Here is a 21,714-nt window from a genome sequence, read left to right on the forward strand (position 1 = left end):
AAAAGACATTAAAAAGATTGAGAGTTTTAAATAATGAATACCTTTAACAGACGACCGGGATTATTCGGCGGATTCAGTTTTTTCCCACCTGTTCTGAAAATACTCCTTGTACTTAACATAGCAGTTTTTCTTATTCAGGCATTTTTCTTAGGGAATTTTACTATAGACGGCGTTCCGGCAGAACAATATTTAATAAGATATTTTTACCTATGGCCAATAGACAGCGGATATTTCATGCCGTGGCAGTTAATTACATACATGTTCCTGCATGGCGGGTTTATGCATTTGTTCATGAATATGTTTATCCTGTGGATGTTCGGCTTCGAGCTTGAAAATATATGGGGTTCAAAAAAGTTTTTGATTTATTACATGATGTGCGGTTTTGCTGCAGCTGTTGCAAATGAAATCATTGCGCCTATGTTTACAACAACAGGACCGACTGTCGGAGCATCGGGTGCAATTTACGGAATACTTGCAGCGTTTGCTTTCTTATTCCCGAACAGACCGATTTATATTTATTTCATGATTCCCGTAAAAGCAAAGTATGTAATTTTGCTTTATATGTTTTTTGATTTTATGAATATCCTTTCAAGTGCCAATACAGGCATTGCACACATTGCACATCTCGGAGGTGCAGTTGCAGGATTTATTTATTTATGGATAACAACAAGACGTGGACGGGGAATGAGCATGCGTTTTAAGAAACCTGATATTTTTGATAAGTTCAACACTAAACAGGATAGCGGGAACATATACACAAGCTATACCAACGGTTCATCGAAAGAGCAAAAGCCAAAAGAAGTTAAGTTTGAAGAAATAAAAAATGAACCGGTAATAGATAAATATCAGGAAGAATCAAAAGAACAGGAACGCATGGCACAGAAAAGAATCGATGAAATACTTGACAAGCTTTCACAGGGTGGCTATGCAAGCTTAACTGATGAAGAAAAAAAGATTTTATTCCACGAAAGCAAAAAATTGAGATAAATTTTTTAATCCTTATTTTTGTCACCCTGAACTCGTTTCAGGGTCAACGTTTCGTTGATGGATTCCTGCTTTCGCAGGAATGACAAATATAAGATGTGTTAAAAAGGAATGATAGTAACTACAGATTCTAAAAAATACTGCAACAGTTTAACCGAATACTCGCGTTATCATACCCGCGAAGTGTTCATCGGTGATATTCCTCTTGGCGGAAACAACCCTATCCGTATTCAATCAATGACCACCACAGATACGATGAACACTCAGGCAACTGTCGAGCAGTGCATCCGCATAATCGAAGCAGGTGCCGACTATGTCCGCATCACCGCTCCGAGCATGAACGAAGCTAAGAATCTGGAGAACATAAAAAAAGAGCTTCGCAAAAGAGGATACAAAGCACCGCTGATTGCCGATATTCATTTCACTCCAAATGCCGCTGAACTTGCCGCAAGAATTGTTGAGAAAGTCCGCGTCAATCCCGGTAACTATGCCGATAAGAAAAAATTTCAGGTTTATAATTATACCGATGAACATTACACCAGCGAGCTCGAAAGAATAAGAGAAAAATTTACTCCGCTTGTTTTGATTTGCAAAGAATACGGAACGGCAATGCGTATCGGCACAAATCACGGTTCGCTTTCAGACAGAATAATGAGCCGTTACGGTGACACACCGCTTGGTATGGTTGAGTCTGCACTTGAGTTTGTTCGCATCTGCCAGGAAAATAATTTTTATAACATCGTGCTTTCAATGAAAGCAAGCAATCCGAAGGTGATGGTTGAAGCTTACCGTTTGCTTGTTAACAAAATGGAAGAGGAAGAAATGAATTACCCTCTTCATCTTGGCGTAACCGAAGCAGGTGAAGGTGAGGACGGAAGAATTAAATCGGCGGTTGGAATCGGAACGCTTTTAGAAGACGGGCTTGGTGATACAATAAGAGTTTCGCTCACCGAAGAACCTGAGCTTGAAGTTCCTGTCTGCAAAAGACTTGTCGAGAGATATTCAAGAAGAGATAACACAAAGCTGATTCCTGCTATTCATGAAAATCCGATTAACCCGTTTGATTACGAAAAGAGAAGTTCAATTGAGATAAATAAAACGGGCGGGCATCATGTTCCTGTTGTGATTTTAACACTCAACGAAAAACAAACAGTAAAACCTGAAAACCTTGCTGACATCGGTTATAACTATGATGCTTCACTTGATAAGTGGAACATAAACGATATTGCTGCGGATTATATCTATTTAAAGAACAAAGACATTGATTTTAATTTACCCGGAACACTGAAAAAGATTTTTGATTATGGTCATTGGATGGGTCTTGAAAACAAAAATGATTCATTTCCGCTTTTAACTCCTTCACAATATACAAAGGATATTAATTTATCTGATAAACAGAATTTTTTACTGCTTACAATCGATGACTTAACTCATGAGCTTGTTGCAAAATTAAAAAACGATGACACGACGGTTTTGATTTTAAGAACCGATAATGAAAATGCTCTTGCAGAAATCCGCGCAGCATTCATTCATCTTAAGGACATAAAAAATCCTGTTATTATTAAACGCGAATATAAAGAAATCGATGAAGAAAATTTAATGCTTTATTCCTCGACAGATGTTGGCGGATTATTAATCGACGGACTCGGTGATGGAATCTGGCTTGAAAGCGACACGATTAACGCAAATAAGCTTAACAATATATCTTTCGGGATTTTACAAGCGACAAGGACAAGAATTTCAAAAACAGAGTATATTTCATGCCCTTCCTGCGGCAGAACTTTGTTCGATTTGCAGGAAACTACCGCAAAAATCCGCAATCGCACCCACCACCTGAAAGGCATAAAAATTGCAATAATGGGATGTATTGTGAACGGACCGGGCGAAATGGCAGATGCAGATTATGGTTATGTTGGAAGCGGACCCGGAAAAATAACGTTGTACAAAGGAAAAGAAGTTGTTAAACGCAGTATCAATACGGAATTCGCACTTGACGAGCTAATCACTCTTATCAAAGAAAACGGGGATTGGGTAAATCCTCTTGTCTCATAAAATCAGTTCACATATTTTTTTTATTACCCGCATTAAATTAAATTTAAAATACTTATACATATTAATGAAAAAATTCTTATTACTCTTTTTGCTCACAGTTACATCTTTTCAATTTGCATTTGCAGGAAACGATGACCCATTCACTGTAGAGCTTGAAGCATTGAACATTCCCGGCGCACCCGGACTTCATTCATTTACATTTGCAAAACATGACAACAAGTGGCTGTTAATCGGGGGACGAACAAACGGCTTGCACGGAATGACACCTTCAACGGCATTCCCGAGAACATATGCAAACAGAATGGTTTATGTAATTGATTATAATACTAATCAGGTTTGGTCACGAAATTTATTTACAGATTTATCAATCGCGCAAGCTGACCCTCTGCGTTCAACAAATCTTCAGGGCATTCAGGTCGGTACAAAGCTTTATGTATGCGGCGGATTCGGAATCGATAGCTTAATCGGGAACTATGAAACATTCCCGATGCTTACTGCAATTGACGTTCCGCAAATGATGAATGCCGTAATAAACGGGACTTCCATGGCATCTTCAGTTAAGCAAGTTAAAGATACCCGCGTTGAAGTTTGCGGCGGTGATATGGAATATATGAACGGGTTTTTCTATTTAATCGGCGGTCATGATTTCAGAGGAAATTACATTCAAGTAGGCAACAATGACCAGAAATATACAAACTCGTATAAAAAATTTAAAATAGACGAAACATCTTCAACTATTTCAATAACCGATTATTACGAATACATTGATACCGTTAATCTTCACAGAAGAGATTTAAATGTCTCACCTGCTTTGAAACCGGACATGACTCCATATATAATTATTTACGGAGGTGTCTTTCAACATAATATTGATTTACCGTTTCAGAATCCTGTTTACATGGATGCAAACGGATGTTCGGTTGATATGAGCTTCACACAAAAGATGTGTCAGTACCATACAGCACATCTTTCTATGTTTGATTCGGTAACGGGCAAAATGTACACCACGTTATTCGGCGGAACAAGCCTTTATGATTATAATAGCGGAAATTATGAACGCGATACACTTGTACCGTTTATTGACGATATTGTATTGTTGACCAAAAATGCAAACGGCTCCACAATAGAAGAAGTTTTGCCTGCAAAAATGCCCGGACTTTTGGGAACCAGTTCTGAGATGATTAAATCTGAAAACGTTTCTGCTTATGACAATCAGGTTATAAAGTTCAGAAGCATTCAGGGAAGAACACTTGTCGGTTATATTTATGGCGGCATCAGAGCAACATTGCCAAACGGCGGTCCAAGCACAGCGAATGATGTTATATATAAAGTTTTCATAACTCCGAATCCTGTTTCTGTTGAAAATATTTCAAGTGAAGTTCCTGAAAAATATTCTCTTTCTCAAAATTATCCGAATCCTTTTAATCCGGTTACAAACATTGAGTTTAAAATTTCGAACCCTGATTTTGTGAAATTGAAAGTATATGACGTTATGGGAAAAGAGGTTTCTGCATTGGTAAATCAAAATTTAACACCGGGAACATATAAAATAAATTTCGACGGAAGCAGGTTAACAAGCGGAATGTATTTTTACAAGCTTGAAACTTCTAAGTTTACAGACGTGAAAAAAATGATTTTGATAAAGTAATTGTAGGTTTTATAGAGACGCAAAATTTTGCGTCTCTACAAAATTGTTCTTTTATTTCTTACAAATAACCTCTTCATAAAAATTTTCGTACAACGGAACGATTCTGTCTTCGCTGAAAGTTTCGGCTCGCTGTCTTGCCTGTCTGCAGAACAACGCAAACTTTTTTTCATTTGTTAATAAATCAATTGCATACCTTGACATTCTTTCAACATCTCCTATTTCGGCAATGTAGCCCGTTTCACCGTGAACGTTAAGCTCAGGCAAACCGCCTATGCTTGATGAAATAACAGGAACGCTGCAGCTCATTGCCTCAAGCGCTGAAAGACCGAAGCTTTCTGATTGCGAAGGCATTAAAAATAAGTCAGCTATTGACAAAATTTCTACAAGAGCATCCTGCTTTCCCAAAAATTTCACATCGTTGGAAATCTCGAGCTCGCGTGTGAGGCGTTCAGCATCTCCCCTTTCCGGACCATCACCGACAAGCAGTAACTTTGAAGGAACTTTTTTTCTCACTTCATTAAAAATTCTTATGACATCTTCAACCCGTTTCAATGGTCTGAAGTTTGAGGTATGAATTAAAATCTTTTCGCCGTTTGGCGCATAATTTTTTCTGAAACATTCGGTCTTATCATCAACTTCTCTTTTGTATTTATTCGTATCAATAAAGTTCGGAATGACTTTTATGTCTTTATTAATTTGGTAGCTTGTAACTGTTTTCTCCCGCAGAAAATTTGATACGGCAGTAACACCGTCAGACTGCTCAATACTGAATTTCATAACAGGCAGAAACGAAGGCTCGAGTCCTATAAGCGTAATATCCGTTCCGTGCAAAGTTGTGATAACTTTTAAATGATTCGAGTATTTCTTTTCATTCTTTAAAATTTCCCTTGCAAGATATGCGCTTGTTGCATGAGGAATTGCATAATGCGCGTGGATAAGCTCAATGTCATTCATCATAGCAACTTCGACAATTTTGCTCGTAAGTGTTAGCGTGTACATGGGATTATCGAAAAGCGGATAATTAAAAGACTCCACCTCGTGATAATAAATATTCTGAATAAATCCCTGCAGACGCATTGGCAGAGCATAAGAAATAAAATGAACTTCATGCCCGCGCAGTGCGAGCGCTTTACCAAGCTCCGTTGCAACAACACCACTACCCCCGTAAGTCGGATAACACGTGATACCTATTTTCATTAAATAACTTTATTATAAAATTAAAATTTTAATCCTGCGGAAATACTATATGCTGTATTCCAAAATTTATTTCCGTTTTCATTAAACTGAGCAGTCAAATCAGGAACATACATAAATTCAAGGATAATTGAATATGGAATTATTTTATTTATTTCAACTCCTGCACCAAAAGATACACTTGGCGATACTTTTTTATATCTCTCTAATACATAATCTTCAACGTTTGCTTCCTGGTCTCCGGCAAAATACCATTTATAACCCAGAAAAAAATCAAGACGAGGGGCAATTATTACGTATGGATGAACTCTTTCAAGTCCGGGCGGACTTATCTTGGCATACAAGTTCCAGATTAAATAATTTTGATTATAAGTAACATAATCGGTTCCTAATACTTGTCCTGTTTCTGAAGTAACTGTAATTTCAAGCTTATGTCCTTTCTGAAAAAAATCCAACCCAGTACCAACAGTTATATACTTATACCATAGAAAATCCGTGAAGACTCCAAATGTGTATCCCGCTCTGTATCTATTATCTCTTTCATAAAGCAGCTCAAGTGTATCATTTGTTAAATCTACACTTTGGGTTGAGTTGCTCATTCCACCTTTAAAACCAAATTTCGGTGAAAAATGCTGCGCTAAAGAAACATTAGAAATTAAACAAAAAACGAATATTACTCCCAGCAGGGTTAATTTTTTCATGTTTTATAATTTAATTTAACGGTTTACAAACATACCAAAAGTTATTAATTTAATAAAGATACTTGAAACAATGCCAAATTTATAATAATTTTATTAAATTTTTACAATATGGATAAACTTTTAGAAGTAAAGAACTTAAGGACGTATTTTTATACCGATGACGGCGTTTCAAGAGCTGTTGATGATGTTTGCTTTGAGCTTTCAAAGGGCGAGACTTTGGGAATAGTCGGAGAATCAGGATGCGGAAAAAGCGTTACTTCGCTTTCTATTATGAGGTTGATTCCCGAACCTCCGGGAAAAATTGCCGGCGGCGAAATCATATTTAAAGGAAAAGACCTGTTAAAAATTTCCGAGAAAGAAATGCGCGACATTCGAGGAAACGACATTAGCATGATTTTTCAGGAACCGATGACTTCGCTTAATCCAGTTTTTACCTGCGGAAATCAAATCGAAGAAGCAATTATTCTGCATCAAAAAGCTTCTAAGGAGGAAGCAAAAAGAAAAGCAATCGAGATGTTAAAGCTTGTCGGTATTCCGGCTCCCGCGCAGAGATACGGCGAATATCCTCACCAGCTTTCAGGCGGTATGAGACAGCGTGTTATGATTGCAATAGCGCTTGCATGCAATCCCGAAATATTAATTGCAGACGAGCCGACAACTGCGCTCGACGTTACAGTTCAGGCGCAAATACTTGAGCTTATAAAAAAACTTCAGACAGATTTAGGAATGGGCGTGATTATAATTACTCATGACCTTGGAGTTATTGCGGAAGTTTCCGACAGAGTCTGCGTTATGTATGCATCTAAAGTTGCCGAGTATGGTCCTGTAAAAGAAATTTTTAAAAATCCGAAGCATCCATATACAATCGGGCTTCTTAACTCAATTCCGAAGTCAACTGATAAAAGAAAATCAACTCTTGCGACAATTGAGGGCTCGGTTCCGCCTGCAACTCATTATCCGAAAGGATGTCATTTCTGTACAAGATGTTTCTTTGCAATCGAAAAATGCTGGAACGAAGAGCCGCCGCTTGAACCAATCGGCTCACCTGACCATCTTGCAGCATGCTGGAGAAAAGAAGAACCTCTTTACCAGATGTACACCGATGCAATGAAGATTGCGAAAGCAAGCTAAAAATTTAAAGGGGCTTACGCCCCTTTTTTGTTTCAGGTTTTCAAAAAGTAGCCGAAAGCTTCAGCTTTCGAACGAACCCTTACGGATTCGGCAACATTTTAAAGTTTATGATAATCTTACTAAAAAATATTAAAGAACTCGTTACCTGCCGCTGGGAAAATGCATTTCCTAAAAAGGGGAAAACGCAGAATGACATTGGCCTGATAAAAAACGGCACCGTTATTCTAGATAATGATAAGATTATTTTTTCAGGCAAGCAAAGTTCCTTGAAGAATTTTTTAAGTAAAGAAAAAATAAAACCTGACATAGAAATTGACTGCGCTAAAAATGTAGTAATACCGGGATTTATTGATTCGCATTCGCATTTTGTTTTTGCCGGCTCACGCGAGAATGAATACGAGATGAAAATTGCAGGCAGAACTTATGAAGAAATTGCAAAAGCGGGAGGCGGGATAATCTCCACCGTCAAGGCAGTTAGGAAAGCAACTGAAAGCCAGTTGCTTGAAGCAGGAGAAAGAAGAATTAAAAACTTTTTTAAGTTTGGAGTAACAACGCTTGAAGGAAAATCGGGTTATGGACTTGATACCAAAAGTGAAATAAAGACTCTCAGGGTTTTAAATGAGTTAAACCGTAAAAATTCATACAATCTTGATATAATCCCAACATTTCTTGGAGCACATGCTGTTCCTGCAGGCATTGATAAAGATGAATACATAAATGAAGTTATGTATGAAATGATTCCCGTTATTGCTCAGAAAAAACTTGCAAAGTTTATAGATGTGTTTTGTGAGAAAGGATATTTTACCGCAAAGGAGTCTGAAAAGATATTGCAACAGGGAAAGAAGTTCGGATTAATTCCGAAATTACACACTGACCAGTTTAATTCAATCGGCGGAATTGAAGCAGCAATAAACGTAAACGCAATTTCTGTTGACCATCTTGAAGTGCTAAACGATGCTGATATAAAACGAATATCAAGATATAACTCTTCAAAAAATTTCATGATTGCAACTTTGCTGCCGGGTGTTTCATATTTTCTTGATATAAGCTACCAGCCGGCAAGAAAACTGATTGAGAATAATGTCCCTGTTGCACTTGCAACGGATTTTAACCCGGGGACTGCGATGACGGAAAACATTCAGATTATAATGTCGCTTGCATCGAGAATGCTGAAGATGAGTTCAGAAGAAATTATTAATGCTGTTACGATTAATTCTGCATTTGCTTTGAATATGCAAAATGAAATAGGGAGCATTCAGGAAAACAAACAGGCAGATTTATTAATCTTCGACATGGAAAGCTATAAAGAGCTTGTTTATAACTTTGCCGTGAACAGAATTTCTTATATTATTAAAAAAGGAAAGATTTACAGCATCGACAACGTAATGAAGCTTATCCCTTAACTGCGGGAAGGTCTAAAGATAAATCCTGGCACTCGACATCTCTCCAGAGCATCTGACATGGAAATTTATTTTCATATAAAGCACGCGAAATCATAACTGAGTCAATACCAAGATGTTCAATTTCTTTCAGTTTTTTTAAATCACGGTAATCATTTACTCCCCCTGCAGAAGTAATCCTCAATTTGGTATTCTCAGCAATTTCAACAAGGCGTTCGATGTGAGGTCCTGATAAATTCCCAACCCGTGTTACATCCTGATATATTATTCTTTTAACACCTATGTCTTCCATCATCTTTGCAAAATCAAGAGGAGTAATGTTTGCATAATCAACCCATCCGTTCTTAACGACATTATTCAATTTTTCATCAATGCCGATTGCAATTTTTGATGCGCCGTATTCTTTTATGATTTGTTTTACAAGCTCGGGATTAGTGATTGCAGCAGTTCCGATTACAACGCGATAGACACCCAAATCTTCTATCATTTTTTTTGCAACATCAAAACTTCTTATGCCGCCGCCAATTTGAATCGGGATGTCTATAGAATTGGCAATTCTATAGATGGTATCATAATTCCTCATCTGACCTTGAACGGCTCCGTCAAGGTCAGTTATATGAAGAGTTTTAAAATTTTCTTTTCTGAACAAACGTGCAACAGATAAGGGACTTTCACAGTAATATTCGGTATAATTTTTATGCCCTTCAAATACTCTTGCAGTCTTGCCATTTTTTATATCTATTACTGGTATTACTAACATATCTTATTTTCTGACGACGGCAAACTTGCCCTTTCCGACTTTGCTGCCGTCTTTATTAAATGCCACTACTATATAAACTCCCGAAGCAAGATTAATGTTTCTGCTGTTTTGCCATGTTGCAATTCTGCCGCCCGGAGACTCAAATTCAGCCACAACATCCCCGGTTAATGTAATAATCTTCAGAAATGAATTTTCTATTAAACCATCAATTTTCAGGTCAACATTTGCAGGCAATAAAAACGGATTTGGCGAGCATGTAATTTCTTTAAACTCAGCCACTGGTTCAATACCGTTTGTAGTTACTGATGATAACCCTTTCAAAGTTGCAAAATAAGCTATACCCGTTTCATTGCTTATTCTTATATTATTTATACTGTTATCAAGAATTGGGCTGTTTGTTGTATTGAATTGCTCAATGAGAGTAGAACCATCTGATGATAAATGAAAAACTCCATTTCTTTGTGTCCCTATCCATTTATTATTTAAAATATCAATGCTGATAGTCTGGCAAAGTTCTGTAAACGGAACTCTTAAATTTCCTTCGATTAGTCCTAATTTCACCGGTGCAGGTTTGCTGCCCGGATTCTGAATTGCAGCTAATGGATTAGCTATAATAAAAACTCCGTTATTGGTAGCAATCCAGACTTCCCCGTTTTTATCCACCACAACATCGTATATGTCACCGATTCCTGCACCAAAATCTCCCGCAGTATAAAATCCATATACGTCATCGGAAAAATTTGTCAATGAACTATTTTCATTATAAAAATATAACCCGTTTGATGATCTGGAGACAACCCATTTGGTGTTATAATTATCAATTGCCATTGCTCCCAGCGCAGCATTATTTATAAATCCGGAATTTGGTATCCCCACAAAATTTCCATCTCCGATATAACAATAAATACTCTGGGAGTTATTACTTCCATAAAAGGAAATCCAGAATCTTCCGCTATTGTCAAAAGCGCCTCCAAATGGTGTGCAAAAATTAGGTGACCCTACTATACCCGGAAGTGTTGAGTTTGATGGATTAAAATTCCGGATATTACTTCCTTCAATTAATGTTGGTCCTCCGCCAAAACTTAAAGCCCATACGGTAGTTCCCTGAGTATAAATTTTTCTGAAGAAATTACTCGGTCCGATTTGAGGATGTGTTGCTGCAGTATAATTAGTCCATAGACTTCCATTGAAGCTTGAAAATCCTGCTCCATCCTGCCCCGCTGCAGACCAAACTACACCGTTTTCATCAATCGAAATCCAGTCAAAAGAATTTTTAGAAGGACCATTTGGAAAGACATATGCATAACTTCCGCTCACACTGGTATAAATACCGTTTGCAAGAGATGATAATAAGATATTATTATTTTTATCTGCATATACATTTTTAAAATTTTGTGAAGCATCAAATAAAGTCACTGTTTCGAGTGAACCTTGTATTGCATAAAACACACCTGTACTTAACGTAAAATAAATCCTGTTCTGAACTGATGAAATACCTCTGATATTTCCGCTTGATATTTTGGCATTCGGATAACCATTCCAGAATCCATTTTCATAAAACATGCAGGAACCTTGTAACCCCGCAAATACTTTATTATCAAAGGAAGCAAGAGTAAGAACATTATTATTTGCACCGAATGAATTAAAGTTTGTCCAGCTTGACGGACTGTTTAAATTTGAATTTATCAAATTAGCATAAGCAGCGCCCATGGTTGTACCGGCAAATAACGTATTATCTAAAATAGTAAGAACATTCACTTTTGTTCTTGGAGCAAAATTCCCAAGCTGATAATATGGCGCATCGATAAAACTGAAATTTGAAACTGAAATTTTTTGAATGCCGTAACCTGTTGCTACAAACATAAAATTACCATATTGAACAAAGCTGTTTATGGATTTATCCGATTCACTTGAATTTTTTATATCATATATATATTTCCAGACATTATTTGTATAATCATATATAGAAATAGAACCGTCCGCACTGCCTATCCAGATTCTGTTTTGGTTGTCAATTGTTAAGCTTAAAACATCATTGTTCAGCAGACCGTTTATATTAGTGTATTTTTTGATTACTTCTCCGGTATTAAGATTTACGGCAAAGATTCCGCCTTTTGAGCCGCAATATGCAATATTGTCAGGTGTAATTGCAATCTGTGAGATTTCTTTCATATCGGTATAATTTTCCCACTTCACAGCCTGAGAAAAACCAGTTGTTTGAATAAAAAGACAAAATATTGCTATGATAAATACAATAATTGATTTTCCGGTTTGCATAAATTTAATTTTGTTTTAAGAGTGACGGTAGAAGTGTATCAATAATATGCGCGTATTATTAAATGTTTAATATAAACTATCGATTGCATCTTGCAGTTCCGCTTTTGTGTGCAAATCATTTTGAGAAGAGGCAACATATAAACCCTGCTGATATATTTTTAATGCTTTATCAGAATCACCCGTTGATTCAAGAACCTTCCCTAATTGGTAATATACAGGAAGATATTGAGGGTCATTCCTTAATATAAAATTAAACTCTTTTTGAGCTTCATCATAGTCATTTAAACTTACATATTCCAATCCAAGCGCATATCTTGAAAACGAATCATTTGGTTCACTTTCAAGAATTTTAGTTAAAGTGTTAATTCTATTCATAATTTCAGTTAAAATTAGCTGGTTTTTTTCTTTAATGAAATTTCTTTTAATTTCTCTATTAAAAATACTGAAGCTATTACCAAAATCGGATATAGCGGCAACTTATAACGAAGTGCCGCATAATTGGCTGAAAAAACAGCTATATATATAACTGCCATAACCATGTAAAGCCTTAACCTTCCCTCAACATTTTTTTCAAACATAAAAAAGATTAATGCAATTATGAAGAATAAATTTATTAGCATAATTAACGTCAGATAAATTAAAATTGGAAGAGGTTGATTTAAATAATATTTAATAACTCCGCCATAACCTTCATACAAAAAAGCGTTTTGCAAACCTTTATTGTCATCAGGATTAATTTTAAGATATGTAAACACATCGAATCTTCCCGGGTCTAAAAAGAAGTTTGCAAATCCTTTCATTTGGTAACTAAGATATTGTCCGAAATTATTGGAGATTATTTCTTTGGAATACTTATATTTTTCATCTGCAATTTCTTTTAATGTTTTTAAAGTATCAAAGTGTATTATGTATTCTTTTAAAATTTTATTTCCCTCTTCTTGGCCATGTATATTATGAATTATGAAAACAGCATTATAGTCAAACAAATGATTAAACTGCAAGCTTGAATAGTGAAAATAATTTGTTTGCGTGTAATTATAATAGGAAAAAGACAAGACACAAAGAACAGGTATCAAACATGGAAAGATATAAGTAATTTTTATTTTCTTTTTAAAAATCACAAAAATAAAAAATAATAAGTTTATAAATACAAAAACCAGCATAACAGGTTTTGTAAGCACTGCAAGCCCGATAAAAATATTATTCAATAATAAATCTTTTAGTGAATATGACTTTAAAAATTTGAAACAGAAGTAAACCGACCAGAATAAGAACGTCTGAAATAACATTTCGGTCATAACAGTGTTTGCATATATCAGCTGACTTGGATACAAAATCACAAACAACAACACCCAGAAATAAATATTAATCTTAAAATTAAAATTTTTAAGAAGCTTGCATACTCCAAGAATGTTTATTATGCTGAGTATTGATTGAAAAAAAATAACGGAGTAATCCGAATTAATAATGAGGCGGGATAAAATTATGAAAACCGCGTATACCGGAGGACGGCGAGTCAAATAATTTATGTCAAATTTATCCGCATAATCTTTTGCATAAAAATTACCGTGTTCAATAAAATTTTTTGCCTGGTTCAGATACTCGGGATAATCACCAACATAGATATTACCCCAAAAAATTGAATAAAGGAAAAAAATTAAATGCAGTGAAATAATAATTATGAGAAACTTTCTGTAATTCAATATGGCTTTATAGGGTAAATTTAGTCAATTTAATTAAAATACTTTAATAAATGAATTAAAAATGACGTTTTATGTTCTTATATTAAGTTTTTAATTTTCAATTATTTGCGTAAGAAAAAGATTGTAATTTTAGGTCCGGCTTATCCTTATCGCGGTGGAAATGCGCTTTTTGTTTCGTATGTTTATGACATTCTTAAGGATAATTTCGACGTTAAAGTAATAAATTATACTTTATTATATCCGTCTATTTTATTTCCGGGAACAACCCAGCAGGACAAAAGCAGTCTGGTTTTAAAACAAGTTCCGAATACAAGACTTATAAATTCCATTAATCCGTTTACCTGGGGAAAAACCGCAAAAGCAGTTAAGGCGGAAAATCCGGATTTAATAATATTTGACTGGTGGAATCCTTTTTTTGGTCCTTCGCATAACGCAATTTCACGAAAGCTGAAAAAGGATTTTAAGAATAAAATTCTTTTTATTACCGAGAATGTTATTTCGCACGAAGGAAGATTCATCGATAAGTTTCTGACGAAACTTGGACTGAAACATCCTGACAAGTTTCTTGTTCTTTCAAAAACAGTTGAAGATTCGATTAAAGAATATTCAAAAGGGAGAAAAGTTTATAAGTCTGCTTTGCCGATTTATGATTCTTATAACATAACACCGGATAAAGATTTAAAAGACATCAGAAAGTCATTAGGATTTTCCGATACCGACCGAATAATTTTGTTTTTTGGCTATGTAAGAAAATACAAAGGACTGAATATTTTAATCGATGCAATGCCTGCGTTGCTGAAATATAACAAAGACATTAGATTATTAATCGTCGGGGAGTTTTATGATTCGCCAGATAAATATTATGAACAGATAGATAAGCTCGGATTAAAAGATAAAATAAAAGTTGTTCAGCAGTTTGTCGCGAATGAAGAAGTTTGGAAGTATTACTCGATTTCCGAGCTTGTTGTACTTCCTTACATCGAAGCAACGCAAAGCGGAGTTCTTAATATTGCTTATGGTTTCAGAAAACCTGTTGTAGTAACTGATGTCGGTGGACTTGCAGAAGATGTCGTAGTTGGAAAGACAGGATATGTTGTTAAATCAAACCACATTCAATCATTAGTCGAAGGAATAAAAAAATATATTGACAATGCTGATAAAGTTGATTTCACAAAGAATGTTGAAGAGAAATTAAAAGATAATGAATTTAATAAGCTGCCGCAGTTAATTGAGAAAATTATTAACGAATCGAACTGATTTAAATGATTTTAAAAGCTGATTGCATATATTTTCCGGGTGACCGGCCTTGTAAACCGCATAAAACAACGGGTGTGCTTTGTCCCGATTGTGATTTATATACACCCATGGGATTCAGAATTTTAATTATAAAGCTCGATGCAATCGGTGATGTGCTCCGCACGACATCAATTCTTCATTCGCTCAAGAAAAAATACACCGATTCATATATTGTCTGGCTTACAAAAAATAATGCAAAGGATTTATTTAAGAATAATGATTTAGTGAACGAAATTTTTGTTTATGAAAACATCGCTACTGAAACGAATTTGGATGTTGAGGAATTTGATTTGGTAATTAATCTTGACCCTTCTCCCGTAAGTGCTGCGCTTGCAACAAAAGCAAACGGAAAAGAAAAAATCGGATTCGGCTTAAAGCCAAACGGAAAAGTTTTTACTTTTAATGATGAGGCAATAGAATGGTTTGAGATGGGTGCTTTTGATAACTTAAAAAAAGCGAATACAAAAACATATCAGCAGATTATTCACGAAATTTGCAGTCTTGATTATGATAAGGGAGAAATAATTGTTAAGCTTAACGACGTCGAGCAGAAATTCAGCGATGAGTATTTAAAAAATCTTGAAAAATATAATTTTGATATTATCATCGGGATAAATCCCGGTGCAAGCGATAGATGGGAATATAAAAAATGGCGTGAAGACGGGTACATTGAGCTTATAAATAAAATTCAAGCACAATATAACGCGTGCATATTACTTTATGGCGGTGAAGAAGAAAAAGAATTACTTGAGGCGTTAAGTTCTTCAAGTAAAAATATTATTAGTACTGGAAGCAATAATTCTTTGAGACAATTTATTGCCTTAATGAATGTTCCGCAAATTTTCATCACAGGTGATACGCTCGCTCTGCACATTGCAACAGCATTGAAGAAAGAAGTAATTTGTTTGTTCGGTCCAACTTCATATAACGAAATTGAAGATTACGGAAGAATTACGAAAGTTGTGCCATATGAATTGGAATGTCTGGTTTGCTATAAGATGACGTGCGACTTTGTTCCGAACTGCATGCAGGTGATTACTGCAGATATGGTTTTTGAACAGGTAAAACAAAAAATTAATAAAATAAAAAACGGTTAATGCAATACGATCCGGTCAAAAAAGTTTTTGGCGACATTGTTTCAAAAAATGTTTTCTTAAGAAAAGTTTTCTACTGGCTTCTCGACTTAATGTTTCTGCGTTCATGGCACGTGAGAAAACAGATAAAAAAATTATTCCCTCCCAATAAGAAAATGTATATCTTCGATGCGGGAATGGGCTTCGGGCAGTATTCTTACTTCATGGCAAAACGTTATAAGAATTCAAAAATTCTTGCAATCGATGTTAAAGATGAGCAGGTTGCAGACTGCAAATATTTTTTTGACAAGACAGGTTACGGAAACAGAGTAAAATTCGAGATTGCAGATTTATTGACAATAAACTATCAAAACGAGTTTGATTTTATTTTATCGGTCGATGTTATGGAGCACATACACGAAGATCAGTTAGTATTCAATAATTTTTTTAAAGCGCTTAAGCCGGGCGGAAAGCTTTTGGTGAACACCCCATCAAATCTCGGCGGCAGTGATGCAGAGTCGGAAGATGATGCGAGCTTCATAGAAGAACACGCGCGCAATGGTTACTCAAAAGAAGATATAACGGAAAAGCTCAACAAAGCGGGATTAAAGATTAAGCATTTTAATTACACATACGGCAAGTGGGGAAATATTTCATGGAGATGGGGAATTAAGTACCCGATTCTGATGGCAGGAAAATCGAAGCTGTTGATTTTAATTTTGCCGTTTTATTATTTATTTACTTTATGGTTCGTGTTAATTTTAATGTGGATGGATGTTCATACCGACAACAAAGAAGGAACAGGCATTTTGCTCGTTGCAGAAAAATAAAATAAATTGTTCGAGTCTTTAAACAAATTGACAAAAAAACAAAAGCAATATTTAATGTTAATATTGCTTTTTTCATTTGCGGTAAAAATTATTCTCGCGTTCACAGTCCGCGAAGAAATTCGCTCCGATAGTCTTGATTACTACCAGCTTGCACAAAGCATAAACAATACAGGTGAATACACCTTCGAAGGAAAAACTACTGCGCGGAATATTCCCGGCTATCCGTTTTTCATTGCTATGATTTTCAAAGTTTTTGGTGAAAATATTTTATGTGTAAAGTTCATTCAATCCATAATAGAAATTTTCACCTGTCTGCTTTTCTTTTTGCTGTGTCTCAAATTTCTTGATACCAAATATTCGTTAATCACTCTTGCAATATTTGCTTTCTTTCCTTCCAATGTTTTATACAGCCAGACTTTATTAAGCGAGCCGTTATTTAATTTCTTTGAAATACTGCTTTTGTATTTATGTCTGCGAAGCGGAACGTTGAATACAGGTAAAATAATTTTACTCGGATTGCTTTGGGGAGCGGCAATAATGATTCGCAGCAGCTTTGCATTATCAGTGTTCATAGTTCCATTGTTCATTTTCTTCCACCAGAGAAAATTATTCGAAGGTTATGCTAAAAACCGATTAAATAAATCTATTAAATATTCGGTTTTATTTTTAGTCGGAGTTTTCATTTTTGTGTTTCCATGGATGCTGCGGAATAAAATAGAGCTGGGTGGGTTTTCTCTTGCGACTCAGGCAGGATTTACTTTTTGGGGCGGAAGCAATCCCAATGCAACAGGCACGTGGTATTATCAAATCGAAGAATCAAACCCGTTATTCAATGAACAGGATGAAATAAAAAAAGATAGAGAGTTCTGGAGACAGGGAATCGATTATGCCATTCACAATCCGCATAAATTTTTAATCGTGGGAGTAAAAAAAATCGGATATTTGTTTTCAAGCGAAAGGATGATTTTGCTTTACTTCATGCCTGACGAAAACAAAGCCCGGACTTCGACCGAAGTTTATAAATCAATAAATCCATTATATGTCGCGCTGGTCAATCTTCCCTATTTTGCTGTGATGCTTTTTGGAATCTGGGGACTGCTGACGTTAAAGAAAAATAATTTTCTAATCTGGAGCTTTATTCTTTCTTGGATGCTGATGTTTTTTCTTTTCGTTGCGCTGTCGAGGTATCATTATGTGCTGATACCGTTTTTTATTCTTGGAACAGGTAACGCTTTATATCTCGGGAAAAACTTGTTTAAAAATCTTGATATAAAAAGAAAAATAATCGGGATAGCGTTTTGTTTGTTTGTAATAGGAGTGTGGATTTCAGAATTTTATCTGCTGTATAAATAAATTTTAAAGACTGGGATGACCCAAAGGGTTCCCCCCGCCTGCGCGGGAATGACTTCAATAATATTGAATGAATCGCTACGCAAAAATAATTTTATCAATTCTTTTTCTTCTTTCTCTCGCTAATCTCTCATGGAATGTTTATAACATAAGCAAACAAAGTCTGCAGATGGATTTTACTGCTTATTATACTGCAGGTGAAGTTCAAAAAGCCGGGAAAAGCATTTACGAAAACCAGATTATAAGCGACTGGAATTTGTGGGATGGCGTTTCGGTTTTTAAGCATAGCAGATTTTTATATCCACCGTCGGTGGCTTATATTTTTGAAGTATTTACACTATTTGATTACAAAACCGCGAAGACCCTATGGAATATTCTAAACGTTGTATTCTGTTTTTTATCTGTATGGGTGTTAATAAGCACATTTAACCTTAAAAAAGACAAAACTTCATTATTAGTTTATGGAATACTTCTGTTAAACTTCTTTCCGATTTACACAATGATTGAACGGGGACAGATAAGCGGATTGGCGTTGCTGTTAATTTGTTTTTCAATCAAGTTTTCGTATTACGATAATAAAAATATTTTAGGAGGAATATTTTTTGCTTTAGCTACATTCATAAAATTTAATTTAATCTTAGCATTGCCGTTTTTTATTGTGATGCGAAAATGGAAATTTACAAAATATTACCTTGCGAGCATGGCTGGATTAATTTTTCTAACTGTCTTGCTGAACGGCAAAGATGCGACATATAACTATTTTGTAAATGAGCTTCCTCGAATAACAGAATACAGTGAAAGCGGAACTGATGAAATGAAGATTCCTTCTGAAGTTCTTTCGACTTATTTCCAGATGGCACCCGAGGCATTGTCTTTCAAAGATAAAGTTTTATATAAGACAGAATACTTAAGTTTTAATTCAAAAGCTTCGCTTGTTTGGGCAATGCAGGGTATAGGAATAACATTAAATTCTAAACTTTTATCTCCAATAATTTATATAATTCTATTTATATTAAGTTTTAATGTTTTGCGCAATAATAAGCAAAATAATTACATCGAGTTTATTAAATGGCAGTTAATTTTATTGATTATTTTATTGAGCAGCACGTTCACTTGGGTGATGAATCTTGTGTGGTTGATTCCGGTGATACTTATAATTATAAATGCAGATTTTAAAAATAAAGAAAGTAGGTACTTAATCGGATTTATTGCAGTTGGATTTGTTTTATCTGCATTACCTGATAATTTATGGAGAATTGATAAAAGTCCGTTTGAAAGTTTTTATAAATTGAAATATGTTATTTCGGAAGTTATAATTTTTGTTTCACTTCTTTGGTTGATTAAGAAATCTTCCCAACTCAAATCTGCTGCTTCTTCTTAATCTTTTTATTTTTGAGTAACGACTCTTTCTTGATTCTTTCTTTGAAGGCAACTACTTTTTTCAAAAGTTTTTCATCTGATGTTGAAAGAATTTCTACTGCAAGAAGCGCTGCATTCTTGGCGTTGTTAATTGCTACCGTTGCAACTGGTACGCCATAAGGCATTTGCACAATTGAAAGAAGTGAGTCTAAACCTTTCAAAGCTTTGGTTTCAATCGGGACACCAATAACCGGAACCGGAGAATAAGCTGCGCTCATTCCGGGCAGATGCGCCGAACCGCCTGCGCCTGCAATTATTACTTTTATTCCGTTCTTATATGCTTCCGATGAATACTCTGCCATTAACTGAGGCGTTCTGTGGGCAGATGTAATTTTCATTTCATAAGATACTCCAAATTCTTTCAGCACATCTGCTGCTTGCTGCATAACAGGCATATCTGAATCAGAGCCCATGATTATTCCCACAATAGGTTTTTGTTTTGCCATTTAGTTTCTTCCGATTATTAAAATTGTTAAGTCATCTCTTTGAATACTGCCATCAGTGAATCTTTCAACATCTTTAGTGAGAATGTTAAGAAGTTGATTTGCAGACTTATCGGTATTTGCGTAAAGAATTTTTTCAATATTATCAAACCCATATTCATTTTTTTGAGTATTCATTGCTTCATTAACACCATCAGTATATAAAATCAATTTATCATTTTTATTAAAATCAAACTTTACTTCCTTATCAGCACCATTTTCAAAAATTGAATCCATAGCTCCGAGTGTTATGCTGTGTTTTTTAATCTTAAAAATCTCATTGGTCGTTCCGGAAATTTTATATGGCGGCAGATGGCCCGCATTGAAAATCTCGCATTTATTATTTGCGATGTCAATAACTGCGAACACCGCAGTAACAAACATTTTTCTATTCTGTGTTTTGCGCATCATACGATTTAATTTTTCCATAACGACACGTGGTTCCGATGTATCTTCCAGAATCATATGCATACAGCTTCGCAGTCCTGAAAGCAAAAGTCCGCTGGCAACACCGTGTCCTGATACGTCACAAATGAACAAACCAATTTTTGTATCTGAAATTTCAAAATAATCAAAATAATCTCCGCCTACTTCCGTTGCAGGAATCGAGATTCCTGCAATTTCAAATTCATTTGTTTTATGATTATTCCGCGGAAGCATTGAAAGTTGAATTTCCCTTGCGGACGCAAGCTCTTTCCGCATGCGGATTGTTTCAAAATTTTTCTTATGCTGGTAATCAAATTCGTTACTGAAGTCCCTGTATCTTTTACGCTCAACTAAAATTGAAATCACAAGAAACATTGCCGTAATAGAAACACCCGGAACAAGCTCATCAACATCAAGGCTCCGGTAAAAAATTAAATCTAAAATCAAAGGACCAAGCGCCGCAATTGAATAAAGTATCAGGTATTCATTTCTTGTAAACCTGAAAAACACTATATAAAAACAAAGAATAATGATTGAACCTGAAAAATAATCGGTGTTATCGCTTGATGTTTTTACAGTAATGCCCTCTTTTTTTACATCCGACCTTGCTCGTTCAGGTGCGGGAACCATTTCCTGTTTTGGAGGAGGATAAAAGTAGTTAATGAAATTTCCACTCTGAATAAACACAAACTGTATTAACAGAAAAATAAAAAGATATTTTCTTATGTTTTCAATATTAAATATCTTTTTATAAAAAATTTTGAGTAACACTAAGAATAAAATATTCAGGGACATTACCGGAACATAGATATACCAGATGTGTCTTCCTTCGCCGACACCAATAGCCAAAATAACAATAAATGCTACTATCAGAAACCAAAGGAATACCCTCAGGACTCTCAGGTTTTTTTCGTCAAGAATAATAGTATAAGCTTTGTTCTTGGGTAAGTCTAAATATTTATCAATGCTATATGATACCAAACGGATT

The 21,714-nt window shown here is 35.3% G+C and carries 18 protein-coding genes; 10 read left to right on the plus strand and 8 right to left on the minus strand.

Features of this window, described 5'->3' with window-relative positions; all coding sequences use genetic code 11:
- Nucleotides 1–33: 33 nt before the first annotated feature.
- The 3 genes from VHP32_02850 (at nt 34) to VHP32_02860 (ending at nt 4,684) form a co-directional block, all read left to right on the plus strand.
- Nucleotides 34–987, plus strand: a complete 954-nt coding sequence (locus VHP32_02850) for a rhomboid family intramembrane serine protease (GenBank protein HEX2786817.1) — start codon at nt 34–36, stop codon at nt 985–987.
- 108 nt (nt 988–1,095) lie between these two features.
- A complete protein-coding gene (gene ispG, locus VHP32_02855) occupies nt 1,096–3,036 on the plus strand; it encodes a (E)-4-hydroxy-3-methylbut-2-enyl-diphosphate synthase (GenBank protein ID HEX2786818.1) in 1,941 nt (646 codons plus the stop codon).
- 64 nt (nt 3,037–3,100) lie between these two features.
- Nucleotides 3,101–4,684, plus strand: a complete 1,584-nt coding sequence (locus tag VHP32_02860) for a T9SS type A sorting domain-containing protein (protein ID HEX2786819.1) — start codon at nt 3,101–3,103, stop codon at nt 4,682–4,684.
- A gap of 51 nt (nt 4,685–4,735) precedes the next feature.
- Here VHP32_02860 and bshA read toward each other — a convergent pair whose 3' ends face one another.
- Both bshA and VHP32_02870 read right to left on the minus strand, forming a co-directional pair.
- Nucleotides 4,736–5,881 (minus strand): N-acetyl-alpha-D-glucosaminyl L-malate synthase BshA, encoded by a 1,146-nt coding sequence (bshA, locus tag VHP32_02865; GenBank protein ID HEX2786820.1) that lies wholly within the window; start codon nt 5,879–5,881, stop codon nt 4,736–4,738.
- Between the two features lie 20 nt (nt 5,882–5,901).
- Nucleotides 5,902–6,579 carry an outer membrane beta-barrel protein gene (locus tag VHP32_02870; protein HEX2786821.1) on the minus strand — a complete coding sequence of 226 codons (678 nt, stop codon included), beginning with the start codon at nt 6,577–6,579 and terminating at the stop codon, nt 5,902–5,904.
- 108 nt (nt 6,580–6,687) lie between these two features.
- On the opposite strand from VHP32_02870, the gene VHP32_02875 reads away from it, so the two are divergent.
- Together VHP32_02875 and hutI are read left to right on the plus strand one after the other, a co-directional pair.
- A complete protein-coding gene (locus tag VHP32_02875) occupies nt 6,688–7,710 on the plus strand; it encodes an ABC transporter ATP-binding protein (protein ID HEX2786822.1) in 1,023 nt (340 codons plus the stop codon).
- Between the two features lie 107 nt (nt 7,711–7,817).
- Nucleotides 7,818–9,113 (plus strand): imidazolonepropionase, encoded by a 1,296-nt coding sequence (gene hutI / locus VHP32_02880; GenBank protein ID HEX2786823.1) that lies wholly within the window; start codon nt 7,818–7,820, stop codon nt 9,111–9,113.
- Here hutI and VHP32_02885 read toward each other — a convergent pair.
- From VHP32_02885 to VHP32_02900, 4 genes are all read right to left on the minus strand, one after another.
- A complete protein-coding gene (locus VHP32_02885; protein HEX2786824.1) occupies nt 9,103–9,870 on the minus strand; it encodes a 1-(5-phosphoribosyl)-5-[(5-phosphoribosylamino)methylideneamino] imidazole-4-carboxamide isomerase in 768 nt (255 codons plus the stop codon). The genes hutI and VHP32_02885 overlap by 11 nt on opposite strands.
- 3 nt (nt 9,871–9,873) lie before the next feature.
- Complete coding sequence (locus VHP32_02890) at nt 9,874–12,042, minus strand: two-component regulator propeller domain-containing protein (GenBank protein ID HEX2786825.1); 2,169 nt, start codon at nt 12,040–12,042, stop codon at nt 9,874–9,876.
- Between the two features lie 171 nt (nt 12,043–12,213).
- The gene (locus VHP32_02895; protein ID HEX2786826.1) at nt 12,214–12,522 is read right to left on the minus strand and encodes a tetratricopeptide repeat protein; all 309 of its coding nucleotides are present in this window, start codon (nt 12,520–12,522) and stop codon (nt 12,214–12,216) included.
- A gap of 14 nt (nt 12,523–12,536) precedes the next feature.
- Complete coding sequence (locus VHP32_02900; GenBank protein ID HEX2786827.1) at nt 12,537–13,850, minus strand: glycosyltransferase family 39 protein; 1,314 nt, start codon at nt 13,848–13,850, stop codon at nt 12,537–12,539.
- Nucleotides 13,851–13,955: 105 nt separating this feature from the next.
- Here VHP32_02900 and VHP32_02905 point away from each other — a divergent pair, with 105 nt between their 5' ends.
- The 5 genes from VHP32_02905 (at nt 13,956) to VHP32_02925 (ending at nt 19,780) form a co-directional block, all read left to right on the plus strand.
- Nucleotides 13,956–15,107, plus strand: coding sequence for a glycosyltransferase (locus tag VHP32_02905; protein ID HEX2786828.1), 1,152 nt, complete (start codon nt 13,956–13,958; stop codon nt 15,105–15,107).
- A 5-nt stretch (nt 15,108–15,112) separates the two neighbouring features.
- Nucleotides 15,113–16,243 (plus strand): glycosyltransferase family 9 protein, encoded by a 1,131-nt coding sequence (locus VHP32_02910; GenBank protein ID HEX2786829.1) that lies wholly within the window; start codon nt 15,113–15,115, stop codon nt 16,241–16,243.
- On the plus strand, nt 16,243–17,049 hold the full coding sequence (locus VHP32_02915; GenBank protein HEX2786830.1) for a class I SAM-dependent methyltransferase: 807 nt from the start codon (nt 16,243–16,245) through the stop codon (nt 17,047–17,049). Before VHP32_02910 ends, VHP32_02915 begins: the two co-directional genes overlap by 1 nt.
- A 54-nt stretch (nt 17,050–17,103) precedes the next feature.
- Nucleotides 17,104–18,402 (plus strand): glycosyltransferase family 39 protein, encoded by a 1,299-nt coding sequence (locus tag VHP32_02920; protein ID HEX2786831.1) that lies wholly within the window; start codon nt 17,104–17,106, stop codon nt 18,400–18,402.
- A gap of 67 nt (nt 18,403–18,469) precedes the next feature.
- Complete coding sequence (locus VHP32_02925) at nt 18,470–19,780, plus strand: glycosyltransferase family 87 protein (protein HEX2786832.1); 1,311 nt, start codon at nt 18,470–18,472, stop codon at nt 19,778–19,780.
- Here the strand turns inward: VHP32_02925 and purE are convergent.
- Together purE and VHP32_02935 are read right to left on the minus strand one after the other, a co-directional pair.
- Nucleotides 19,758–20,264: a 5-(carboxyamino)imidazole ribonucleotide mutase gene (gene purE / locus VHP32_02930; protein HEX2786833.1), complete on the minus strand. Its 507-nt coding sequence runs from the start codon at nt 20,262–20,264 to the stop codon at nt 19,758–19,760. The two genes, VHP32_02925 and purE, sit on opposite strands and share 23 nt — an antisense overlap.
- On the minus strand, nt 20,265–21,707 hold the full coding sequence (locus tag VHP32_02935) for a PP2C family protein-serine/threonine phosphatase (GenBank protein HEX2786834.1): 1,443 nt from the start codon (nt 21,705–21,707) through the stop codon (nt 20,265–20,267).
- Nucleotides 21,708–21,714 lie beyond the last annotated feature (7 nt).

This window comes from Ignavibacteria bacterium (assembly GCA_036262055.1).
In the GTDB taxonomy this organism is placed as follows: Bacteria; Bacteroidota; Ignavibacteria; order Tepidaquicellales; family Tepidaquicellaceae; genus DATAJP01.